This is a genomic window from Alkaliphilus sp. B6464, from assembly GCF_018141165.1.
GTDB lineage: Bacteria > Bacillota > Clostridia > Peptostreptococcales > Natronincolaceae > Alkaliphilus_B.
In genome coordinates, this window is sequence record NZ_CP058557.1 from 3,155,934 (window position 1) to 3,171,267 (window position 15,334).

25 protein-coding genes and 1 pseudogene are annotated in these 15,334 nt (G+C 29.7%); 13 read left to right on the forward strand and 13 right to left on the reverse strand.

Going from position 1 to position 15,334, the window contains the following annotated elements; translation table 11 throughout:
* Window positions 1–258 precede the first annotated feature (258 nt).
* The 6 genes from HYG84_RS16065 (at window position 259) to HYG84_RS16090 (ending at window position 2,530) form a co-directional block, all read left to right on the forward strand.
* Complete coding sequence (locus HYG84_RS16065; protein WP_212379001.1) at window positions 259–621, forward strand: YcbK family protein; 363 nt, start codon at window positions 259–261, stop codon at window positions 619–621.
* A gap of 36 nt (window positions 622–657) precedes the next feature.
* Window positions 658–1,089, forward strand: coding sequence for a hypothetical protein (locus tag HYG84_RS16070; protein ID WP_249168659.1), 432 nt, complete (start codon window positions 658–660; stop codon window positions 1,087–1,089).
* 84 nt (window positions 1,090–1,173) lie between these two features.
* Complete coding sequence (locus HYG84_RS16075) at window positions 1,174–1,395, forward strand: DUF1659 domain-containing protein (protein ID WP_212379005.1); 222 nt, start codon at window positions 1,174–1,176, stop codon at window positions 1,393–1,395.
* 40 nt (window positions 1,396–1,435) lie between these two features.
* Entirely contained in the window at window positions 1,436–1,663 is a 228-nt protein-coding gene (locus HYG84_RS16080) for a DUF2922 domain-containing protein (protein WP_212379006.1), read from the forward strand.
* Window positions 1,664–1,736: 73 nt separating this feature from the next.
* Complete coding sequence (locus tag HYG84_RS16085) at window positions 1,737–2,192, forward strand: hypothetical protein (protein ID WP_212379008.1); 456 nt, start codon at window positions 1,737–1,739, stop codon at window positions 2,190–2,192.
* Window positions 2,192–2,530, forward strand: coding sequence for a hypothetical protein (locus HYG84_RS16090; protein ID WP_212382338.1), 339 nt, complete (start codon window positions 2,192–2,194; stop codon window positions 2,528–2,530). Before HYG84_RS16085 ends, HYG84_RS16090 begins: the two co-directional genes overlap by 1 nt.
* Window positions 2,531–2,649: 119 nt before the next feature.
* Here the strand turns inward: HYG84_RS16090 and HYG84_RS16095 are convergent, their stop codons facing one another.
* On the reverse strand, window positions 2,650–2,988 hold the full coding sequence (locus HYG84_RS16095; protein WP_212379010.1) for a nucleotide pyrophosphohydrolase: 339 nt from the start codon (window positions 2,986–2,988) through the stop codon (window positions 2,650–2,652).
* A 129-nt stretch (window positions 2,989–3,117) separates the two neighbouring features.
* Between HYG84_RS16095 and HYG84_RS16100 the strand changes: the two genes are divergently transcribed.
* From HYG84_RS16100 to HYG84_RS16115, 4 genes are all read left to right on the forward strand, one after another.
* Window positions 3,118–3,756: a DNA-3-methyladenine glycosylase family protein gene (locus tag HYG84_RS16100; RefSeq protein ID WP_212379012.1), complete on the forward strand. Its 639-nt coding sequence runs from the start codon at window positions 3,118–3,120 to the stop codon at window positions 3,754–3,756.
* 220 nt (window positions 3,757–3,976) lie between these two features.
* A complete protein-coding gene (locus HYG84_RS16105; protein ID WP_212379013.1) occupies window positions 3,977–4,186 on the forward strand; it encodes a helix-turn-helix domain-containing protein in 210 nt (69 codons plus the stop codon).
* A 62-nt stretch (window positions 4,187–4,248) separates the two neighbouring features.
* Window positions 4,249–4,989 (forward strand): hypothetical protein, encoded by a 741-nt coding sequence (locus HYG84_RS16110; protein ID WP_212379015.1) that lies wholly within the window; start codon window positions 4,249–4,251, stop codon window positions 4,987–4,989.
* A gap of 5 nt (window positions 4,990–4,994) precedes the next feature.
* Window positions 4,995–5,804: a hypothetical protein gene (locus tag HYG84_RS16115; protein ID WP_212379017.1), complete on the forward strand. Its 810-nt coding sequence runs from the start codon at window positions 4,995–4,997 to the stop codon at window positions 5,802–5,804.
* A gap of 9 nt (window positions 5,805–5,813) precedes the next feature.
* On the opposite strand, the gene HYG84_RS16120 is transcribed toward HYG84_RS16115, so the two are convergent.
* Genes HYG84_RS16120 through HYG84_RS16130 form a run of 3 tightly spaced genes read right to left on the reverse strand, consistent with a single transcriptional unit; the run spans window position 5,814 to window position 8,233 of the window.
* A complete protein-coding gene (locus tag HYG84_RS16120) occupies window positions 5,814–6,797 on the reverse strand; it encodes a DNA cytosine methyltransferase (RefSeq protein ID WP_212379019.1) in 984 nt (327 codons plus the stop codon).
* 17 nt (window positions 6,798–6,814) lie between these two features.
* A complete protein-coding gene (locus HYG84_RS16125) occupies window positions 6,815–7,981 on the reverse strand; it encodes a DNA cytosine methyltransferase (protein ID WP_212379021.1) in 1,167 nt (388 codons plus the stop codon).
* A 33-nt stretch (window positions 7,982–8,014) separates the two neighbouring features.
* A complete protein-coding gene (locus HYG84_RS16130; RefSeq protein WP_212379023.1) occupies window positions 8,015–8,233 on the reverse strand; it encodes a hypothetical protein in 219 nt (72 codons plus the stop codon).
* 1,355 nt (window positions 8,234–9,588) lie between these two features.
* Between HYG84_RS16130 and HYG84_RS16135 the strand changes: the two genes are divergently transcribed.
* Entirely contained in the window at window positions 9,589–9,924 is a 336-nt protein-coding gene (locus HYG84_RS16135; RefSeq protein ID WP_212379025.1) for a hypothetical protein, read from the forward strand.
* Between the two features lie 119 nt (window positions 9,925–10,043).
* Window positions 10,044–10,823: an HNH endonuclease gene (locus tag HYG84_RS16140; protein WP_212379027.1), complete on the forward strand. Its 780-nt coding sequence runs from the start codon at window positions 10,044–10,046 to the stop codon at window positions 10,821–10,823.
* 217 nt (window positions 10,824–11,040) lie between these two features.
* Here the strand turns inward: HYG84_RS16140 and HYG84_RS16150 are convergent.
* From HYG84_RS16150 to HYG84_RS16195, 9 genes and pseudogenes are all read right to left on the reverse strand, one after another.
* A pseudogene (locus HYG84_RS16150) lies at window positions 11,041–11,418 on the reverse strand (RusA family crossover junction endodeoxyribonuclease).
* Window positions 11,419–11,476: 58 nt separating this feature from the next.
* Window positions 11,477–11,659, reverse strand: a complete 183-nt coding sequence (locus tag HYG84_RS16155) for a hypothetical protein (RefSeq protein WP_212379031.1) — start codon at window positions 11,657–11,659, stop codon at window positions 11,477–11,479.
* Between the two features lie 282 nt (window positions 11,660–11,941).
* On the reverse strand, window positions 11,942–12,019 hold the full coding sequence (locus tag HYG84_RS20910) for a single-stranded DNA-binding protein (protein WP_212382342.1): 78 nt from the start codon (window positions 12,017–12,019) through the stop codon (window positions 11,942–11,944).
* A 15-nt stretch (window positions 12,020–12,034) separates the two neighbouring features.
* Window positions 12,035–12,748: an ATP-binding protein gene (locus tag HYG84_RS16170; protein WP_249168660.1), complete on the reverse strand. Its 714-nt coding sequence runs from the start codon at window positions 12,746–12,748 to the stop codon at window positions 12,035–12,037.
* Window positions 12,717–13,478 (reverse strand): hypothetical protein, encoded by a 762-nt coding sequence (locus HYG84_RS16175; RefSeq protein ID WP_212379035.1) that lies wholly within the window; start codon window positions 13,476–13,478, stop codon window positions 12,717–12,719. Before HYG84_RS16175 ends, HYG84_RS16170 begins: the two co-directional genes overlap by 32 nt.
* A 19-nt stretch (window positions 13,479–13,497) precedes the next feature.
* A complete protein-coding gene (locus HYG84_RS16180) occupies window positions 13,498–13,821 on the reverse strand; it encodes a hypothetical protein (RefSeq protein ID WP_212379037.1) in 324 nt (107 codons plus the stop codon).
* Window position 13,822: 1 nt separating this feature from the next.
* The gene (locus HYG84_RS16185; RefSeq protein WP_212379040.1) at window positions 13,823–14,119 is read right to left on the reverse strand and encodes a helix-turn-helix domain-containing protein; all 297 of its coding nucleotides are present in this window, start codon (window positions 14,117–14,119) and stop codon (window positions 13,823–13,825) included.
* Between the two features lie 120 nt (window positions 14,120–14,239).
* The gene (locus HYG84_RS16190) at window positions 14,240–14,494 is read right to left on the reverse strand and encodes an HTH domain-containing protein (RefSeq protein ID WP_212379042.1); all 255 of its coding nucleotides are present in this window, start codon (window positions 14,492–14,494) and stop codon (window positions 14,240–14,242) included.
* Between the two features lie 39 nt (window positions 14,495–14,533).
* A complete protein-coding gene (locus tag HYG84_RS16195) occupies window positions 14,534–14,752 on the reverse strand; it encodes a helix-turn-helix domain-containing protein (protein WP_212379044.1) in 219 nt (72 codons plus the stop codon).
* Between the two features lie 221 nt (window positions 14,753–14,973).
* On the opposite strand from HYG84_RS16195, the gene HYG84_RS16200 reads away from it, so the two are divergent.
* Window positions 14,974–15,321 carry a helix-turn-helix domain-containing protein gene (locus HYG84_RS16200; protein ID WP_212379046.1) on the forward strand — a complete coding sequence of 116 codons (348 nt, stop codon included), beginning with the start codon at window positions 14,974–14,976 and terminating at the stop codon, window positions 15,319–15,321.
* Window positions 15,322–15,334: the final 13 nt, after the last annotated feature.

A 15,334-nucleotide genomic window follows, 5' to 3' on the forward strand; every position in this document is an offset into this window, starting at 1 on the left:
GACTACCTAGAACTAACCCAAAATGCAGTGGACTGCGTAAGGAAATAACTAAAGTACCTATTCAAGAAAAATCCCTTTAAAGATCCCATTAATAAAAATCCCAAGATAACTTATTGCCTTTAAAAACTTTCCCTCCATTTTAAGAAACCTTTATAGTACGTATAATAGCCTCTTATCTTTAATAATTCCTATTACTTTACTGAATTTTTAAATATCCCCTTGTATAATATATTGAATTTTAAAGGAAAGGAGAATTTTATGAACAATATCCAAATATCTAAAAACTTTAAACTTAAAGAATTTGAATGCAGAGATAGTGGATCTGTAGTAAAGCTAGATAGCAAATTACTAGAAAAACTTCAACTTCTAAGAGACAAGCTAAATAACCCCATTAACGTAACCTCAGGGTATAGGACTCCGGAATGTAATAAACGTGTAGGTGGATCATCTAACAGCTATCATATGAAAGGTATGGCTGCAGATATTTACTCTCCTGGCTTTACTCCTACACAAATTGCAAAAAACGCAGAGGAAGTTGGTTTTACTGGAATAGGTACTTATTCTAACTTTGTCCATGTAGACGTTAGACCTAACAAATATCACTTTAAAAGTGGATATTAGAAAATCAAGAGAGGAGGAAGCTTAATGCCCTGCACAATGATAATTGCAAAGGTAAAAAAGATAGATATTACAAATAAAGTAGCTGCTGAAAATTGGACTCAAACAATTACTATTACTTTAAGTGATATTGAGCTTAACGATGAAAATTTAATTGCTATTCGTAAATTTAGACCAAATGAAGAAGTAAAGGTTCATCTTGAGTCTCTACAGTTATCTATTGAAGAAATTTCAGAAAGAGAAAATTTAAGAAAACTCTACCCTACAAGTGGACAAATATGTCCTATTAATCACTCCACAGGTAATCAAAACATAGAGGATGAGGGCATCGAGGAGGTTACTATTGATGATGAGGGCATCGAGGAGGTTACTATTGATGATGAGGATGAGGATTTATTTGACTTAGATTATGATAAAAATCTACCAGATACAGATAAAATCCTTAAAACCTTTGATTTTTCAAATATGTAAGTTTATAATATACTGCCTGTAGTTTATCCACACATTATGCACAGTTTTATCCATAGGTAATTTAATAGGAAAGGAGGAAGTTCTATGGCTGTTATGAAATCTAATGAAACAAGAAGTGCTTCATGTAGATTTATCACAGGTCTTGATGGTAATGGAAAAGAAAAGATTATGGCAAAAGCAATCGCTAACTTTAAAACTGATTCTACATTAGATGATGTTTATGAAGTTGCTCTTGCTGTAGCTAGTCTTTATCCTTACTCTATAAAGGCCGTGAACATGGCTGAAAGATGTGAACTATTAGAGTAGTCTACTAAGAAGCCTATTAAATAGGAAAGGAGGATAATCTATGGAGAAATATCTAAGAATGGTATTTAAAACCGATCAAGATAAAAAGGTCAGTATTAGAGTAAGTGTACCTAGAGATGATCTAGATGCAACTGAAGTAAAAACAGTAATGGACCTTATTGTTGCTAAAAATATTGTTAGTTCTATTTCTGGGGATTTAATTGCTGTTGACAGAGCTTATCTAGTAGAAACATCTACTACAGAGCTTGAAGTTACTCAGGAAATATAGTACTAATGCCTAGTATTAAGGGTATAGCATTTCGCTATGCCCTTTTTAAAGAGAAAGGAAGGTGATACAATATATGAAAAATAAATGTTCTATTACCAAATGCATAGCTGCACTTTTATGCATTATTACAATGGCTATTTCATTTAATATCTATTCGTCATACAAAGACTTGTATCTTTCTGATAATTTAACTAAAGATTCTATTATTTACATTGCAGCTGCTAAAACTTCATTAAAAGATTCATATGAATCTTTTAGTAATAAGAATATGTCTTCAATAAAAACAGAAGAAATAAGTAAGAGTAAATCGTCAATAAATCTAAATGAAGATGATGTACAGAAGAAAATATTTATTAACATTCTAATATTATTCTTATCATTCATTAGTCTGGCTTCAATTCATAACTTTATCATTAATACAGAAAAAAAGAAAGAATATAGGTCTAAAAAAGTACTCAATACATCAATAAATAAAAATCATAATATAAAACCAACTTGTTCCCTTATGTCTAAAGAAGGCGCAAAGTGATGTTAATCTCTCAGGAAGATCTCCTACTGTTTATTTATATTTATGTATTTTGTTTTCTAGGGGCTTTCTCTAAGGATATGCTGCATACTTTTTTAGATAAGATACCTAAGGTTTTAATATCTAAAGCTCTTACTTCCTCTTTAGCAGTAACTATTGTAGTATATGGTTTATCGGAATATCTGCTTAGTAAAATATCCTATAGACCCTTTACAGCTGTTTGTTATATTTTGGGAATTATTAGTTTTGAGGTAATGGTCAAATATAGTAGTGCAAAGGAAATTCTAGAAATAATAGAAGATTTTAAAAAATGGAGAATAAACAAAAAAGAGAAAGGATAATTTTATTTTAAAAGCTATCCTTTCTTTATATATATCCCTCTAAATAATAGCTATTTAAAAGAATATTCATTTTCGCCTACACATAGTTGTTTTTTATTACTTCGTATACAATCTTATCTCTACCTATCTTTATTTATTATAGGAAATCTTTTTTCATTCTTAGCTATTTTGTCTTCTATTGCACTTGATACATCTATATCCAATTGATTAGCAAGGGACATGCAGTAAATCATAACATCTGCAAGTTCCTCTTTTAGATGTATAAATTCATTACTGTCTTTTATATCCCATGCTTGTTCATTAGAAAGCCATTGAAATATTTCCATTAATTCTGCTGCTTCTATAGCAATACTCATAGATAAATTCTTTGGACTATGTGCATCTGTCCAATCTCTTTCCTTAACAAACTTACTTATTTTATCTTTTATTTCTTGAATATTTGTAATTTGATCTTTCATTTTCTCCTCCACATTTTATATATAAATATATTATACATAATAATACGTCGATTATCTATAAATCAATATGAAAAACAATATTTAAATGATAAAATAAAAATTATATTAATGTTAGAAAGGTAGATCTATATGATTATAAATTTCAAACAAACTGATCCTTGTATAATATATCTTGTTAATTCTGATCCTCTTCTAGGCAAAGTAATAAAAAAAATAGGTGATTATTCCCTTGAATTAGACAAAAATTATTATTTAAAACTTACCAGCTCTATAGTTGGGCAACAATTATCTAATAAAGCAAAGTCGACAATATGGAGTAGAGTCGAAACGCTATGCAAAGAGATTTCACCACAAAATATAATAGCTATTCCAGATGAACAACTAAGAATGGCTGGTATATCTTTTGCTAAGATTTCATACATTAAAGGATTATCTCAAGAAATTTTAAATGGTAATATTAATTTAAATAATATGAAAAATCAAACTAACGATGAAGTATTGCAAACTCTTACAAGTATAAAAGGTATTGGAAAGTGGACATCAGAAATGTTTCTAATATTTTCACTTGGAAGGTTAGATGTTTTTTCTGCTGATGATGCAAGTCTAAGAAGAGCTATTAAATGGTTATATAGTTTTAAAGAGAATCCAACTAAAGATGAAATGAACAATGTAAGCAAACAATGGATCCCTTACTGTTCAATAGCATCATTATATCTTTGGGCATCAGTTGATAGTGGACTAATTAATCAACCTTCTTCTTTTATTTAAAATCCCAGAATTCTTTATTCATTATTATAGAAATTTTTAGGTGCACATTTGTGTACCTTTTTTATTTATATACGACTTCTAAATCTATACTGCACTTTTTCTTACACAACATATATTAACTATTAAGTCTATCCATGTATTTTAAATTACTAATTGTTACTTATTGTATGTAGACTTATTGTATATACTCTAATACAATTTTTATATTGGGGGGAAAAATATGGATGATATTTGTAAGAAATTTGGGCTTAATGTAAAAAAATATAGACAGAACAAAGAATATTCTCAAGAAAAATTAGCTGAAATTTCTGGACTACATCGAACTTATATAAGCTCTATTGAAAGGGGGACACGTAGTATTTCCCTTAATAATATTGAAAAAATAGCTAAGTCTTTAGATGTTGAAATCTATCAACTTTTTAAATTTTAATTTCTAATATAAAAATTTAAAAGCTAACCAAAAATAAAAATAATATTTATAGGGGGATAAGTATGGGTAATAACAGTTCTGGTTTTGTAAATGAAGATAAAATTAGATATGCTTTAGATAATAGGAAATATTCAGATTTAAACTCTAATCTAAAGAGATTTATAAAATTTGCATATCCAACTATACAAGATACAGATATTATTAAATGCGAAAAAGTTGCAGGACAAAGCAAATGTGATTTACAAGTATTTGTACATAATAAACTTTTTAGACTCAGCATAAAAAAAGGTAGCAGTAATAGTGTTCACCAAGAACCAGTTGAACCATTCATATCGTTTCTCAAACATGAATATAATATTTCCGACTCGCTTGCAAATAACATTCGTTTTTTTATTTGGGGAGATAAAACTCTTGATGGGTCCGGAAATAAAGAAGATAGAATGGACACTAATCATTTAAAAAAGAATTATCCTGACGTTGTTCAATCTATAAAGTCCTTTTTTGAAGCAAACAAAGAAGATTTAATCAAACGTTTTTTATTAACAGGTGTTAATGGTGATAGTATAGACTTCATTTATTATGGAAATGAATCAATAGGGCTTTGGGCTAATAAGCAGGATTTTTTATCTGTCGTGCTGGATAGTTCTTCAAATACTAGATCTCTTGTTCCTGTTGGAAAGTTAAGTTTTCAAGCATGGAACCGTGCTATAAATGGTGAAAAATCCAATAATAAAAGAGGAGTAATCCAATTGAAATGGCATTCTCTAGAAAAAGACTTACAGTCAATTATGGAAAGAAGGTAAGTAACGTGAGAAATAAAGGTACTTATGAAGGCACAGAAGCTGAAATACAATTCGTTAAATACTGTAATTCAAATAAAATACAAAGTAATCCAATTTGGCAATTATTATATAATAATTTAAATCTTAAGGATGATATTAGTAATTATTATATAGTTAGAGTTATAAGCCATGTATATTCAAAATTAAGCAAAGTAGAAGTATTACCTAAAGCTGATGCTTATTTAGTACATGGACAAATTCCCAGCCAAATTTTAGCTAATAAAAACTATTATTTAACTGAAAGCGATATTGAAGAATTTAATTTGATTCCTTGTTTATATTCAGGAATATCAATTAAAAGACCTGACTCAAAGAAATTTCAAATTCTTAAATTAGTACCTCATAGTTTTAATGAAATTATTGGAAGTTATGTATTAGGTGCTGGGGCATCAATCTATTGTAATAACAAAAATGAACTTATTAAAAACGACTCTGTGTTAGCAGGCTGGAATACAACATGGGCTGAATTTAAACATTGCTTCTCTTCGATTCCTAATATAGAAATGATAGACTCAGATAAACTTAGTTTAGATGATAAATTAAAAATCTTTAAAACTATAAAGAATATATCCAATACTACAATAAAAAGTATCATTGTAAATGATCCTAAGAAACTAGATATAGTTTTTAAAGGCAGTTATATTTTTGACGAACCTTACCCTGCTCATTTTCTATATAAGGATGGATGTTTTACTACAAATGAACCCTTTAATTTCACTGTTACAACTGGCTCTGGGAGAAGTAAAGGAGATTTTACAATAGTACTTAAACCATAAAAAGGTGGATTACTCCACCTTTTTTAATAATTCTATCATTCTATTCGCTAGTTCTTCTATTATAGGCACAACTACGCTATTTCCAATTTGCTTATATGATTGATGAGAGTTAGGTTTAATTTTATAACTTTCAGGAAACCCCATTAATCTTAAACATTCACGCTCTGTTAGTTTTCTATTATAATCAACAATAACAGGTACATTATTGCCTCCTGTGCCCATCTTTGCCGTAAAACATGGTATTGTGCCATTATTCTTAAAAGAACATCTAGATGGTCTAATCTCATTGGCAATGATTACTCTATCCTGAATTTTACCATTCTTCTCCACAAACACCGGTAGATGAATATTAATGTTTTCAGTTGCCTTTGCAGTGCAATCATAACCTATAACATTTTCTTCAATTATGTCTTCTACGAAAAACTTTAGTTCTCTAGTTTTAGGAAAATTAAATACTCTACTACATTCCCTTGAAGATTCATTAAATGAGATTTCTAATTCTTTTTTAAAACCTATACAATACCATCTCTCTCTATTTTGGGGAATTCCGTAATCTAAAGCATTTAATATCTTATAACTAAAATTATAACCTATTTCATCTAATATGCTTTCAATAGTTTTAAGTGTATTGCCACTGTCATGGTTAACAAGTCCTTTTACATTTTCTAGAATAAAACAGCTTGGTCTTTTTTCTTTAATAATTCTAGCAACTTCAAAGAAAAGTGTACCTCTTGAATCCTCAAACCCTAGTCTTAGCCCACCTATAGAAAATGGTTGGCAAGGAAAACCTGCACATAAGATATCAAAATCGGGGATCTCATCTGATGAAATTTTAGTAATATCACCTGATGGGTATTCTCCAAAATTTTCTTTATATGTTTCACGAGCATACTTATCAATTTCTGAACTAAATACACATTCACATCCCTGATTTTCAAATGCTATTCTAAATCCACCCATCCCTGCGAATAAATCTATAATTCTATAACTCATTTTATCGCTCCTAATCTTTAATTAGTTCCAGTATTAAATAAATCTAATTGAATAGAACTATTTGAGGTCTTATTTATATAAGTGCTGCTAGTGTCATTTTTAATATTTATGGGCGATAATTTATTAGTTGTCAAATACTTATGTACGGACATAGCCAGTGCTTTTGCCATATTAGGTGGAACAGCATTTGCTAACTGTTGATATTGTGACGTTTTAGTATTTTTAAAAATATAATCATCATTAAAGGATTGAATTCTGGCTACTTCTCTTATACTTAGGCATCTATTATATTCTGGATGTATAATCATAGATTTATATGCATGTTTTATCGTTACACTTGGCATATTCACATTTAATCTTCTATATGCATTACTATGTATACCTCCCGCTCTATGTTGCTCAGGTATATCTTGCCAATTTCCACCCTGAGGTACAAATGCCATCCTTTGCTCTACTACATTGTTATGTGTAGGTACTTCATGATTGTAAATTTTACCACTTCCCATTACGGATTCTATATATTTACCTATTTTATAGTTATCTAAGTACAACTCACCATTCAAAGAATCACAGTTAGGAATGCCTTCTAAAGCTTCACCTACAGTAAACACTTCATTCTCTAATAGCTGTGGCTTGGGATATTCATAATTATCTGGCAAGTCATTTCTCGTTCCGACTACAATAACTCTTTCTCGTGATTGTGGTACATTATAATATTTTGAATTTAATATTGTATATCGTATATTATATCCTAGTTTATCAAACTCATCTATAATAGCTTCAATTACAGGAATACCTTTTTTATTCCTCATTGAAAGAAGTCCTTTAACGTTCTCCATTATAAATATATACGGTCTAGTATAACTTACAATCCTAGCATATTCATAAAACAAATCATTTCTTTCATCATTTATATCTCTTGCTCCACACATTGAAAATCCTTGACATGGTGGACCGCCAATAATTACATCTACTCCATTAGGAAAATATTCTGAGAATATATCCTCTCTTAAATTTTTAATATCATCTAATATAAATGGAACCTGTGGATTGTTATGTACATAGGTTGCTTGAGCTGGCTTCCAAATATCATTAGCTAAATTTATTTGAAAATCACCAGTTGTTTTAAATCCATACCCAAAGCCTCCACAACCAGCAAACAAATCTAAAACTGAATATTTCAATTTTACACCACCTTACTTTCTATTTTATAAACTTTATTTATCCTTAAATTTACTATTGTTTTTTCTACTGCATATTTCCGATACTGCTAGCTCAACCGTTTTCTCTGAAAAACTGTTACCTTTTCCATATTTTAATATATCAAATTTAACATTATCACTTATGTATATTTTTGCTCCTTTTTTCTTTTCTACTGGACTTAAAGCTGTTCGTCCTGCCCCATCTCTCGATCCACCCCAATTTTTCTTGCTCAAAATACCACCTTCTTATATAATTATACTTAAATTATTATAACATGTAGATTTTGATTTTTAAACCTTTTTTTTCAAACATCAGTTCTGTTTATTCGTATTATATTTGTTTTATACTATCAATATATACCTTATATTTTGTGGTTAAAGCTCCACATAATTTAAGTCTATAAAAATAATATTATATAAAGTTTCTTTTCAAAAGATTTCTTTATTATATAACTTATTGCTATCGCTCCCTCTACAGACTGTGTTCTGTGTTGTGATCCTCTAGGGTCAAACCAGATTGTTCCAGTCACTCGGTCTAACTCCAAGGTAATTAATTCTCAGTTCCTTCCATAGACTTTTACATGAAAGTAATACTATAAATCTGAAAAAGATTATTCCAGTCACTGGGTCTATCTTCCGGGTAACGCCTCTCCGACTGCCTACTTAGGGTCTATCTTTATAATGGCAGACCGAGAGGCTAAACTAGTCCGTCTCTGTAGCCCTTTCCCAACTACCGTTCCGTAGAGATAGTTTTTTTACGGTCGATCTCCTAAGCAAACTACCACTACTCCACTTTCCCTAAATGTACATAATTTCAGAAATAGTTGCTCCTATAAAGCTAGTCTTTGTAGGTCAGCAACTATCGCTTCGCTTTCCTGAAATCGACATTTAGTGAATAGTTGGGAAAGGTTAGGGTCTATCTTTAGGGTCTTTAGGTTTACTGTCTATCTCTGTGGTCCAATATGTAGGGATGTCAGGCATCCCTCCTACATTGCGGATATGATGGACAGCCATTTAGGGAAGGTTTTGTAGAGGCCACCCACATGCATTACATGGTCTATCTATAGGGTCTTTTATTATAGTAAATCTTTATAGTTTTTTGCTTACGCTCCTACAACGCTATTACCTACGTTCATAGGTTGCTTCTTTGTGGCCTTTTTCTATAGGGTCATGGCCACGTTATTACCATACGTCCATAAGTGGCCTCTTTAGGACCTTTACTTGGGTATTACTCTAGGGCTTTTGCTAGGGTAGTTCTTTGTAGTTTTACTATGGGGTCAACAAACTTCCTATTTCATTCCATAAAAAAATATGTAACCATAGCCTTAGCTCTGTCTACATATTTTTATTATTTCATTCATACGGAAGATTGTTCTTTTGGGCCCTTTATCTGTATTAGCAATAGTTTCTGTACTTTAAACTATATGTTCTACTTCCTCCATCGCTCCTTCCCACAGACTGTAGCCTCTGGCAGTCTATCTTTATAGCAGCTACAGCCTGTTCCAGTCTCGTAAAAAACTTTTTTCAAAATGAAGGAATTTATCATATTTAATCTAAATATATCTTAAAAGGAAAAAGGAGTAAATTATATGTATTATGTTCGCACGTTTTTATTAATCACAAACTTAATATTTCTATCTACTGCCTTTATATTATTGTGTATAATAATTGTTAAAACAATTAAATTCTCTAATAATGAACGACGAATAAGGTCAATGGTGTACGATCTACAATTTAATTTAACCAATGAAAAAGTGAATGATTTCGCTAATATAATCAGTACTATGGATATTCCTAATAGGCCTGTTAATTGGAAAACTATAAGAGCTGGGTATCATCTTATAGAGTTAGATGTTAATATTGATAATGAAGTAAAATCAAAATTAAAAGTTATTCTTTTAAGTAAAGGAGTTTATATATATTAACTGTCTATTAAGATGCAAAATAATTGTTATTATCAATGAGGTTTAATCGCAGTACTTTTAAAACTGCATAAATTTATTTAAAATAAGTATCATAAGAAATCACGTTATAGGAGGTAACAATGAAAAATCAACAACATTTTATATGCTGGTTAAAAAATAATACTACTCTTTCACAAAGTAGTATAGATAAATATACAGCTGCTATCAATACAATATCTAAAGAATTAGAACAATCTAATATAATAAATTTTAATCTGTATGAAATAGATAATTCAAATGAGATAGAAATATTAAAAAATAAATATTTTTCTATTGAAAAGTATAAGGAAAAGAATATTAAGGGAAATAAGATGTATAGTAGAGCTTTAGCTTACTACATAGAATTTAAAAAATTTGTATCTGAAGATAAGAGCTTCAAATATGAGTTGATTAAAAGTAAACATAAGTACATTCAAGAAGTTAATAGATTAACAGCAGATAATAATACAGATTTTTCAATCATTGACGTTCCACAAGATAAACCAAGTTTCATTTCTTCATACAATAATAAAATTTGGAATAGAAATCCTACTATTGCAAGTCAGTCTATTAAAAAGACTAATTATAAATGTGAAAATGATAAAACACATAATTTTTTCACTTCGAAATATAATGATAAAAATTATGTTGAAGCCCATCACTTAATACCTATGAAATATCAAGGTCAATTTGAAAAAAGTTTAGACGTTAATGCCAATATTGTAGCCTTGTGCATTGTTTGTCATAAAAAACTCCACTTTGCTCCAATTGAAGAAAATAAAAGCATACTTGAAAAACTCTATTATCTTAGAAAGGATAGACTTCAACTGTGTGGTTTAAATATTACTTTTAATGAATTATTGCAATTTTATACTGACTAATCCTATACAAGTTAACTTGTTGTGCCAGTTATTTTTATATATTATAATTTCTTAACTTAAGTGGTTCTATTTCTTATAGGTACAAAGTCTCATTAATAAATTTAATATATTTAATATTCAACTATCACAACAAATTAGGCTAATGAATATATGTGTAATTTCTATAATTGCATTCATTATATTTTAAATACATTTATTTTGGTTCTTTAACACTAAATTATCTCTCTGAAATTACTACCTCAACCCTAGGTACTTCACCATACCATTTTTCAACATTACATGATACGATCTGTTTATCATTGTGACATACTAGAAAATTTAGGCTATCAGCAATTATCTTTTAAATATTATCTACATCAGGCCTTTTTGTAGGTCTTATAAGTTCCTCTATCATCTGTTGATTTTGCTTTCTTGTAGCCGACTTAGGTATTTTTAAATATGCTTTAATTTCCATATGTAGAGGCCCTTCAAGTAAAGAATTATTTGTTTTAGTACTTTCAATAAAACTGTATTTTGCTAAATTCTCATAATTAATTGTTTTAGAGGGAGTATACACTATTCCCTCTTTAGTTATTCTATGTCTACCGTTCCCCATAGGTTCACCGTATATAGTAAAGGCATATTTAGTTTTTTATACATCCCCTCTCCCCCTATCAATATTTCTTTAAAGGATCAGGCTTATAACTTTCATTTTTAAATCTTCGAGGTTTTTTCCTCATCCTCTGCTCCTTTAAATATCCTAAATAAATGCCTTCTTTTTTCATAGCCTTTTCCATTTTCAACCTCATTATTGTTTTTCGAAACTCCTCCTTCATGGGAAAATCATGCTTCTTCATTATTCATCAATCCTCCCTTTGTAATATTTGTGCTTATTTATTTTAGAGAAAAGGAACATCCTCATCATCCTCTAATATAGAAAAATCACCTAAATTAAAAGTACTACTGGAATTATTATCTGCACTAGTATTACTCCAATCTAAAAATCTTACCTCATCTGCTACTAGTCTTCCTTTACCTATAAAATTTGCACAATGCTCTCCTAACTTGTCCCATACTATTACAGGAATAAAGTCTACTAATTCTTTGTTATATCCTCTATTAACTGCTAGAGTAAATCGTCATATTACTTTACCAGACTGTATATATTTTAATTCAACATTCCTAGTTAACCGCCCCACAAGAGTTACTTTATTCATCTAACATATCCCGTTCTATAATGCTAATCTATGGTTAAGATTCATTCCTTCAAACTCAATAATCCTACCTCTACAAATTTCTATTAATCTACTTCCTATAGCTTCATCAAATGATAATAATTCTTCTACCTTGTACTCACTAGATATAATTACTGGAGCACCTTTTAAATATCTGTAGTTTATAATTTCAAACATAATATTGTGGTCTGTTGGCGAAATTTTCCCTTTGTAGAGGTCGTCAATTAATAGTACCGTTGCAGTTTTGTATTTAGCAATTTCATTTTGATAATATACTTCGTCCATAATATTTTGCTTTAAACCTGTCATTGCTTCTCTATATTGCATATATAAAACTCCAACATTTGCTTTCATAAGATAGTTAGCTATTGCAATACTAAGATGTGTTTTACCAGATCCAACCTGGCCTAAAAAAGCTATACTATGATGATTGTCTTTCTTTATGTCATGAAAATTCTTCACATAATTCTCTGCCATTTCTTTTGCTGCTATAACCACCTTAGGTTTACCTTTCACATTAAAACTAGAAAAGCTCTTTTGCTGAAACACCTTAGATATCCCAGAACGTGCTAATATTCTTTGATAATTTTTAGCTTCCCTGCATTTACAATCTCTAGCTTTATTTCTCTCAATAATATATTCCAAATCCTTACAAATAGGGCAATAATAACATTTTTCTTCATCCGTTGTAAAGCCATTTACTTTTATCATATTGAGTCTTTTTTCTATTTTTTTCATCAGTGCTTCTATGATTTTCACCACCTTCTAAATATTCAATAAATGGTTTATTTGGACCTAAAAAAGTACTGCAATGCTTAATATACTTCATATCAGTATTTTCTTTTTTAATCTGTTGTGCATATAAACTAGCTGCTTTTAAAAGTTGAAGTGAAGTATATCCTTCCTTCAGCAATTTTTGATAACATTTAAAAGCCTTTTGTTTTTCCACTTTTTTAGGATATACCTTCCAAAATTCTTCAAATTCAATCGAATACTCAAGAGTATTATTTTTATCTTCATTATTTACATTATTATCATTATTGTTTGTGTTCCGTCGATGTTCTTTTGATGTGCTTTTGATGTTCTTTTCATGTTCTTCTTCCCTATTAACACCTTGATATTTCGTGTAATTTTCAATGCTTATATAGGTATATTTTGATGTGCTTTTATAGGTAATCATTCCATCATTTTGAAGCATATCTAAAAAATTTTTAACCTTTTTTCTGGACCATTCCCATTTCTCAGAAAGGTACTTGATGGAGGTGATTTTACTACCTCTCTTCACCTCCATCATTTCATTCCCCATCATAAAAGAATTATCTCTGTGATTAACCATTAATAATAAGTCGATCCATGCTTCAAATTTTGAAAAACACCTTTTCTCTTTGTATAATGGATGATGAATAATTTTTCTATATAAACTAATCCATCCCTGATCCATTTCACAACCTCCAAATATTTCAATCTCTTCTTTTTTGTGCATATAAAATTAATTCATCCATAGTATAAAGAGCATAAAACCTTACATTATCGATGCTGATTCTTCCTTCATATAGATAGGTGTCGCAATTTCTTGGAATAAATGAAATACTCCCTTCCACTTTATCTGCTAATTGTTCCAATAGTATTTTTCGAACATGTGCTCCTGAATTTTTATCAGATCTTTCAACATCATAAATCCCATATTCAAACATCATCTGTTTTATTTCGGCCATATTTCTAACAGCTTTAATCATTCCTTTTAAATCTAGTTCTTTGTTTTCCATTTCTTCGTTTTTTAACATACTACTTACACCCCTTTTTATTAGCTTGTTTTTCAATCCATTCTTTCAATTTTCTTTTAGGCACAATAATCTTTGAACCTACTTTAAATGATGGAAATTCTTTGGCATTACAAAGTTCGTAAAAAGAATTTAGACCAATTCCTAGATATGCTGCAGCCTCTTTTGATGTAAAAACTCCTTCATCATCAGTAGATACTTGCATATCTACAGGTCTTTCTAATATCTCTTCAAGTCCACGTTTTACTTCTTTAATTTCTTTCATAACCTCATTTAGAATTACATAGGCAGCCGGTTCCATATTGCTTTTCGCCTCCTATCTTTAAAAATACACATTTCCCTTTTAAATCAATTTGCAATGTAGTTTTTTTACAAACTTCATTTTTATTAAATAAACAGGAACTATAGCTACAAAATACTATCATTCTCCAACTTCCTTTACTTTCTTAATTCTCCTGTAGACTCCACTATCACTCATATTGAATCGCTTTCCAATCTCATTTAAGGTCATCTTTTCTTCATGAAGTCGTTTCATCTCCATAGCCTCTAGCCTTCTTAACTGTTTATCGGTCAGCTCAAGTAGACCATACTTTCTTAAAACAACTTCTGGTAGTATTTCTTCCGGTGAAAAAATGGCCTCACATAATGCACAGTAGTTATAAATAAGGTCATCCATTTACCTCCCTCCCAAAGATTTTTATTCAATATGTAAATTTTATTTTGTATTTTCACTCAATGTGAAGCTAGAAGGTAAAAAAATTTCCTCTATATTTTCAATCTCTAAAATCTCCATAATTTTAAAGGCTGCTTTTCTAGGAATCTTCCTTCCTCCATTTTCATAAAGATTATAGGCCGCAATTGATACCCCTAACTTTTTTGCCATATAAGCTTGGGTATATCCTTTTTCAGTTCTGTAATTTTGCAAACTTTTCATACGTAAATCCCCCTTTTGTTTTACTTTTCGTGAATATTGAATAAATAAATAATATTTTGTCAATAGTTATTTTCTTTAGTATATATTCACACTTTGAAAAAGTAAATAAGTTTTTTTGTTTTTTGTGAATAAATATGTTTACAATTAGTGAAAACTATGTTATAATGATTACAAATAGTAAATTTCACAGCAACAATTTTTTTGTGAGGTGGTGATAACACTTGTTAGGAGATAAAATTAAACTACTAAGGGAAGACCGAGGATTATCTCAATTAGAACTAGCTAAAATTTTAGATGTAGGAAATTCAACATTATCCATGTATGAATCTAATACACGTAAGCCAGATTATAAAATGATAAAAAAGTTAGCAGACTATTTTAATGTCACCACAGATTATTTACTAGGTTTAACTGAGGTTCCAAATCAACAATATCATGATCAGATCTTAGAAGACTATCCTGAAATCATTAGTATTCTAAGACGCAATAAAAGAAAACTAAGTGATCAAGATAAAAAACGTATTGCTAGAATTATTGAGGCTGCAGTTATAGATGAAGATGAAGAATAGAGATTATAAAGGG

Bases quoted from the DNA above. Each gene is read 5' to 3' on its own strand.
- HYG84_RS16065 (WP_212379001.1), top strand. From the start codon at position 259: ATGAACAATATCCAAATATCTAAAAACTTTAAACTTAAAGAATTTGAA.
- HYG84_RS16070 (WP_249168659.1), top strand. From the start codon at position 658: ATGATAATTGCAAAGGTAAAAAAGATAGATATTACAAATAAAGTAGCT.
- HYG84_RS16075 (WP_212379005.1), top strand. From the start codon at position 1,174: ATGGCTGTTATGAAATCTAATGAAACAAGAAGTGCTTCATGTAGATTT.
- HYG84_RS16080 (WP_212379006.1), top strand. From the start codon at position 1,436: ATGGAGAAATATCTAAGAATGGTATTTAAAACCGATCAAGATAAAAAG.
- HYG84_RS16085 (WP_212379008.1), top strand. From the start codon at position 1,737: ATGAAAAATAAATGTTCTATTACCAAATGCATAGCTGCACTTTTATGC.
- HYG84_RS16090 (WP_212382338.1), top strand. From the start codon at position 2,192: ATGTTAATCTCTCAGGAAGATCTCCTACTGTTTATTTATATTTATGTA.
- HYG84_RS16095 (WP_212379010.1), bottom strand. From the start codon at position 2,988: ATGAAAGATCAAATTACAAATATTCAAGAAATAAAAGATAAAATAAGT.
- HYG84_RS16100 (WP_212379012.1), top strand. From the start codon at position 3,118: ATGATTATAAATTTCAAACAAACTGATCCTTGTATAATATATCTTGTT.
- HYG84_RS16105 (WP_212379013.1), top strand. From the start codon at position 3,977: ATGGATGATATTTGTAAGAAATTTGGGCTTAATGTAAAAAAATATAGA.
- HYG84_RS16110 (WP_212379015.1), top strand. From the start codon at position 4,249: ATGGGTAATAACAGTTCTGGTTTTGTAAATGAAGATAAAATTAGATAT.
- HYG84_RS16120 (WP_212379019.1), bottom strand. From the start codon at position 6,797: ATGAGTTATAGAATTATAGATTTATTCGCAGGGATGGGTGGATTTAGA.
- HYG84_RS16135 (WP_212379025.1), top strand. From the start codon at position 9,589: ATGTATTATGTTCGCACGTTTTTATTAATCACAAACTTAATATTTCTA.
- HYG84_RS16140 (WP_212379027.1), top strand. From the start codon at position 10,044: ATGAAAAATCAACAACATTTTATATGCTGGTTAAAAAATAATACTACT.
- HYG84_RS16155 (WP_212379031.1), bottom strand. From the start codon at position 11,659: ATGAAGAAGCATGATTTTCCCATGAAGGAGGAGTTTCGAAAAACAATA.
- HYG84_RS20910 (WP_212382342.1), bottom strand. From the start codon at position 12,019: ATGAATAAAGTAACTCTTGTGGGGCGGTTAACTAGGAATGTTGAATTA.
- HYG84_RS16170 (WP_249168660.1), bottom strand. From the start codon at position 12,748: ATGATAAAAGTAAATGGCTTTACAACGGATGAAGAAAAATGTTATTAT.
- HYG84_RS16175 (WP_212379035.1), bottom strand. From the start codon at position 13,478: ATGGATCAGGGATGGATTAGTTTATATAGAAAAATTATTCATCATCCA.
- HYG84_RS16180 (WP_212379037.1), bottom strand. From the start codon at position 13,821: ATGTTAAAAAACGAAGAAATGGAAAACAAAGAACTAGATTTAAAAGGA.
- HYG84_RS16185 (WP_212379040.1), bottom strand. From the start codon at position 14,119: ATGGAACCGGCTGCCTATGTAATTCTAAATGAGGTTATGAAAGAAATT.
- HYG84_RS16190 (WP_212379042.1), bottom strand. From the start codon at position 14,494: ATGGATGACCTTATTTATAACTACTGTGCATTATGTGAGGCCATTTTT.
- HYG84_RS16195 (WP_212379044.1), bottom strand. From the start codon at position 14,752: ATGAAAAGTTTGCAAAATTACAGAACTGAAAAAGGATATACCCAAGCT.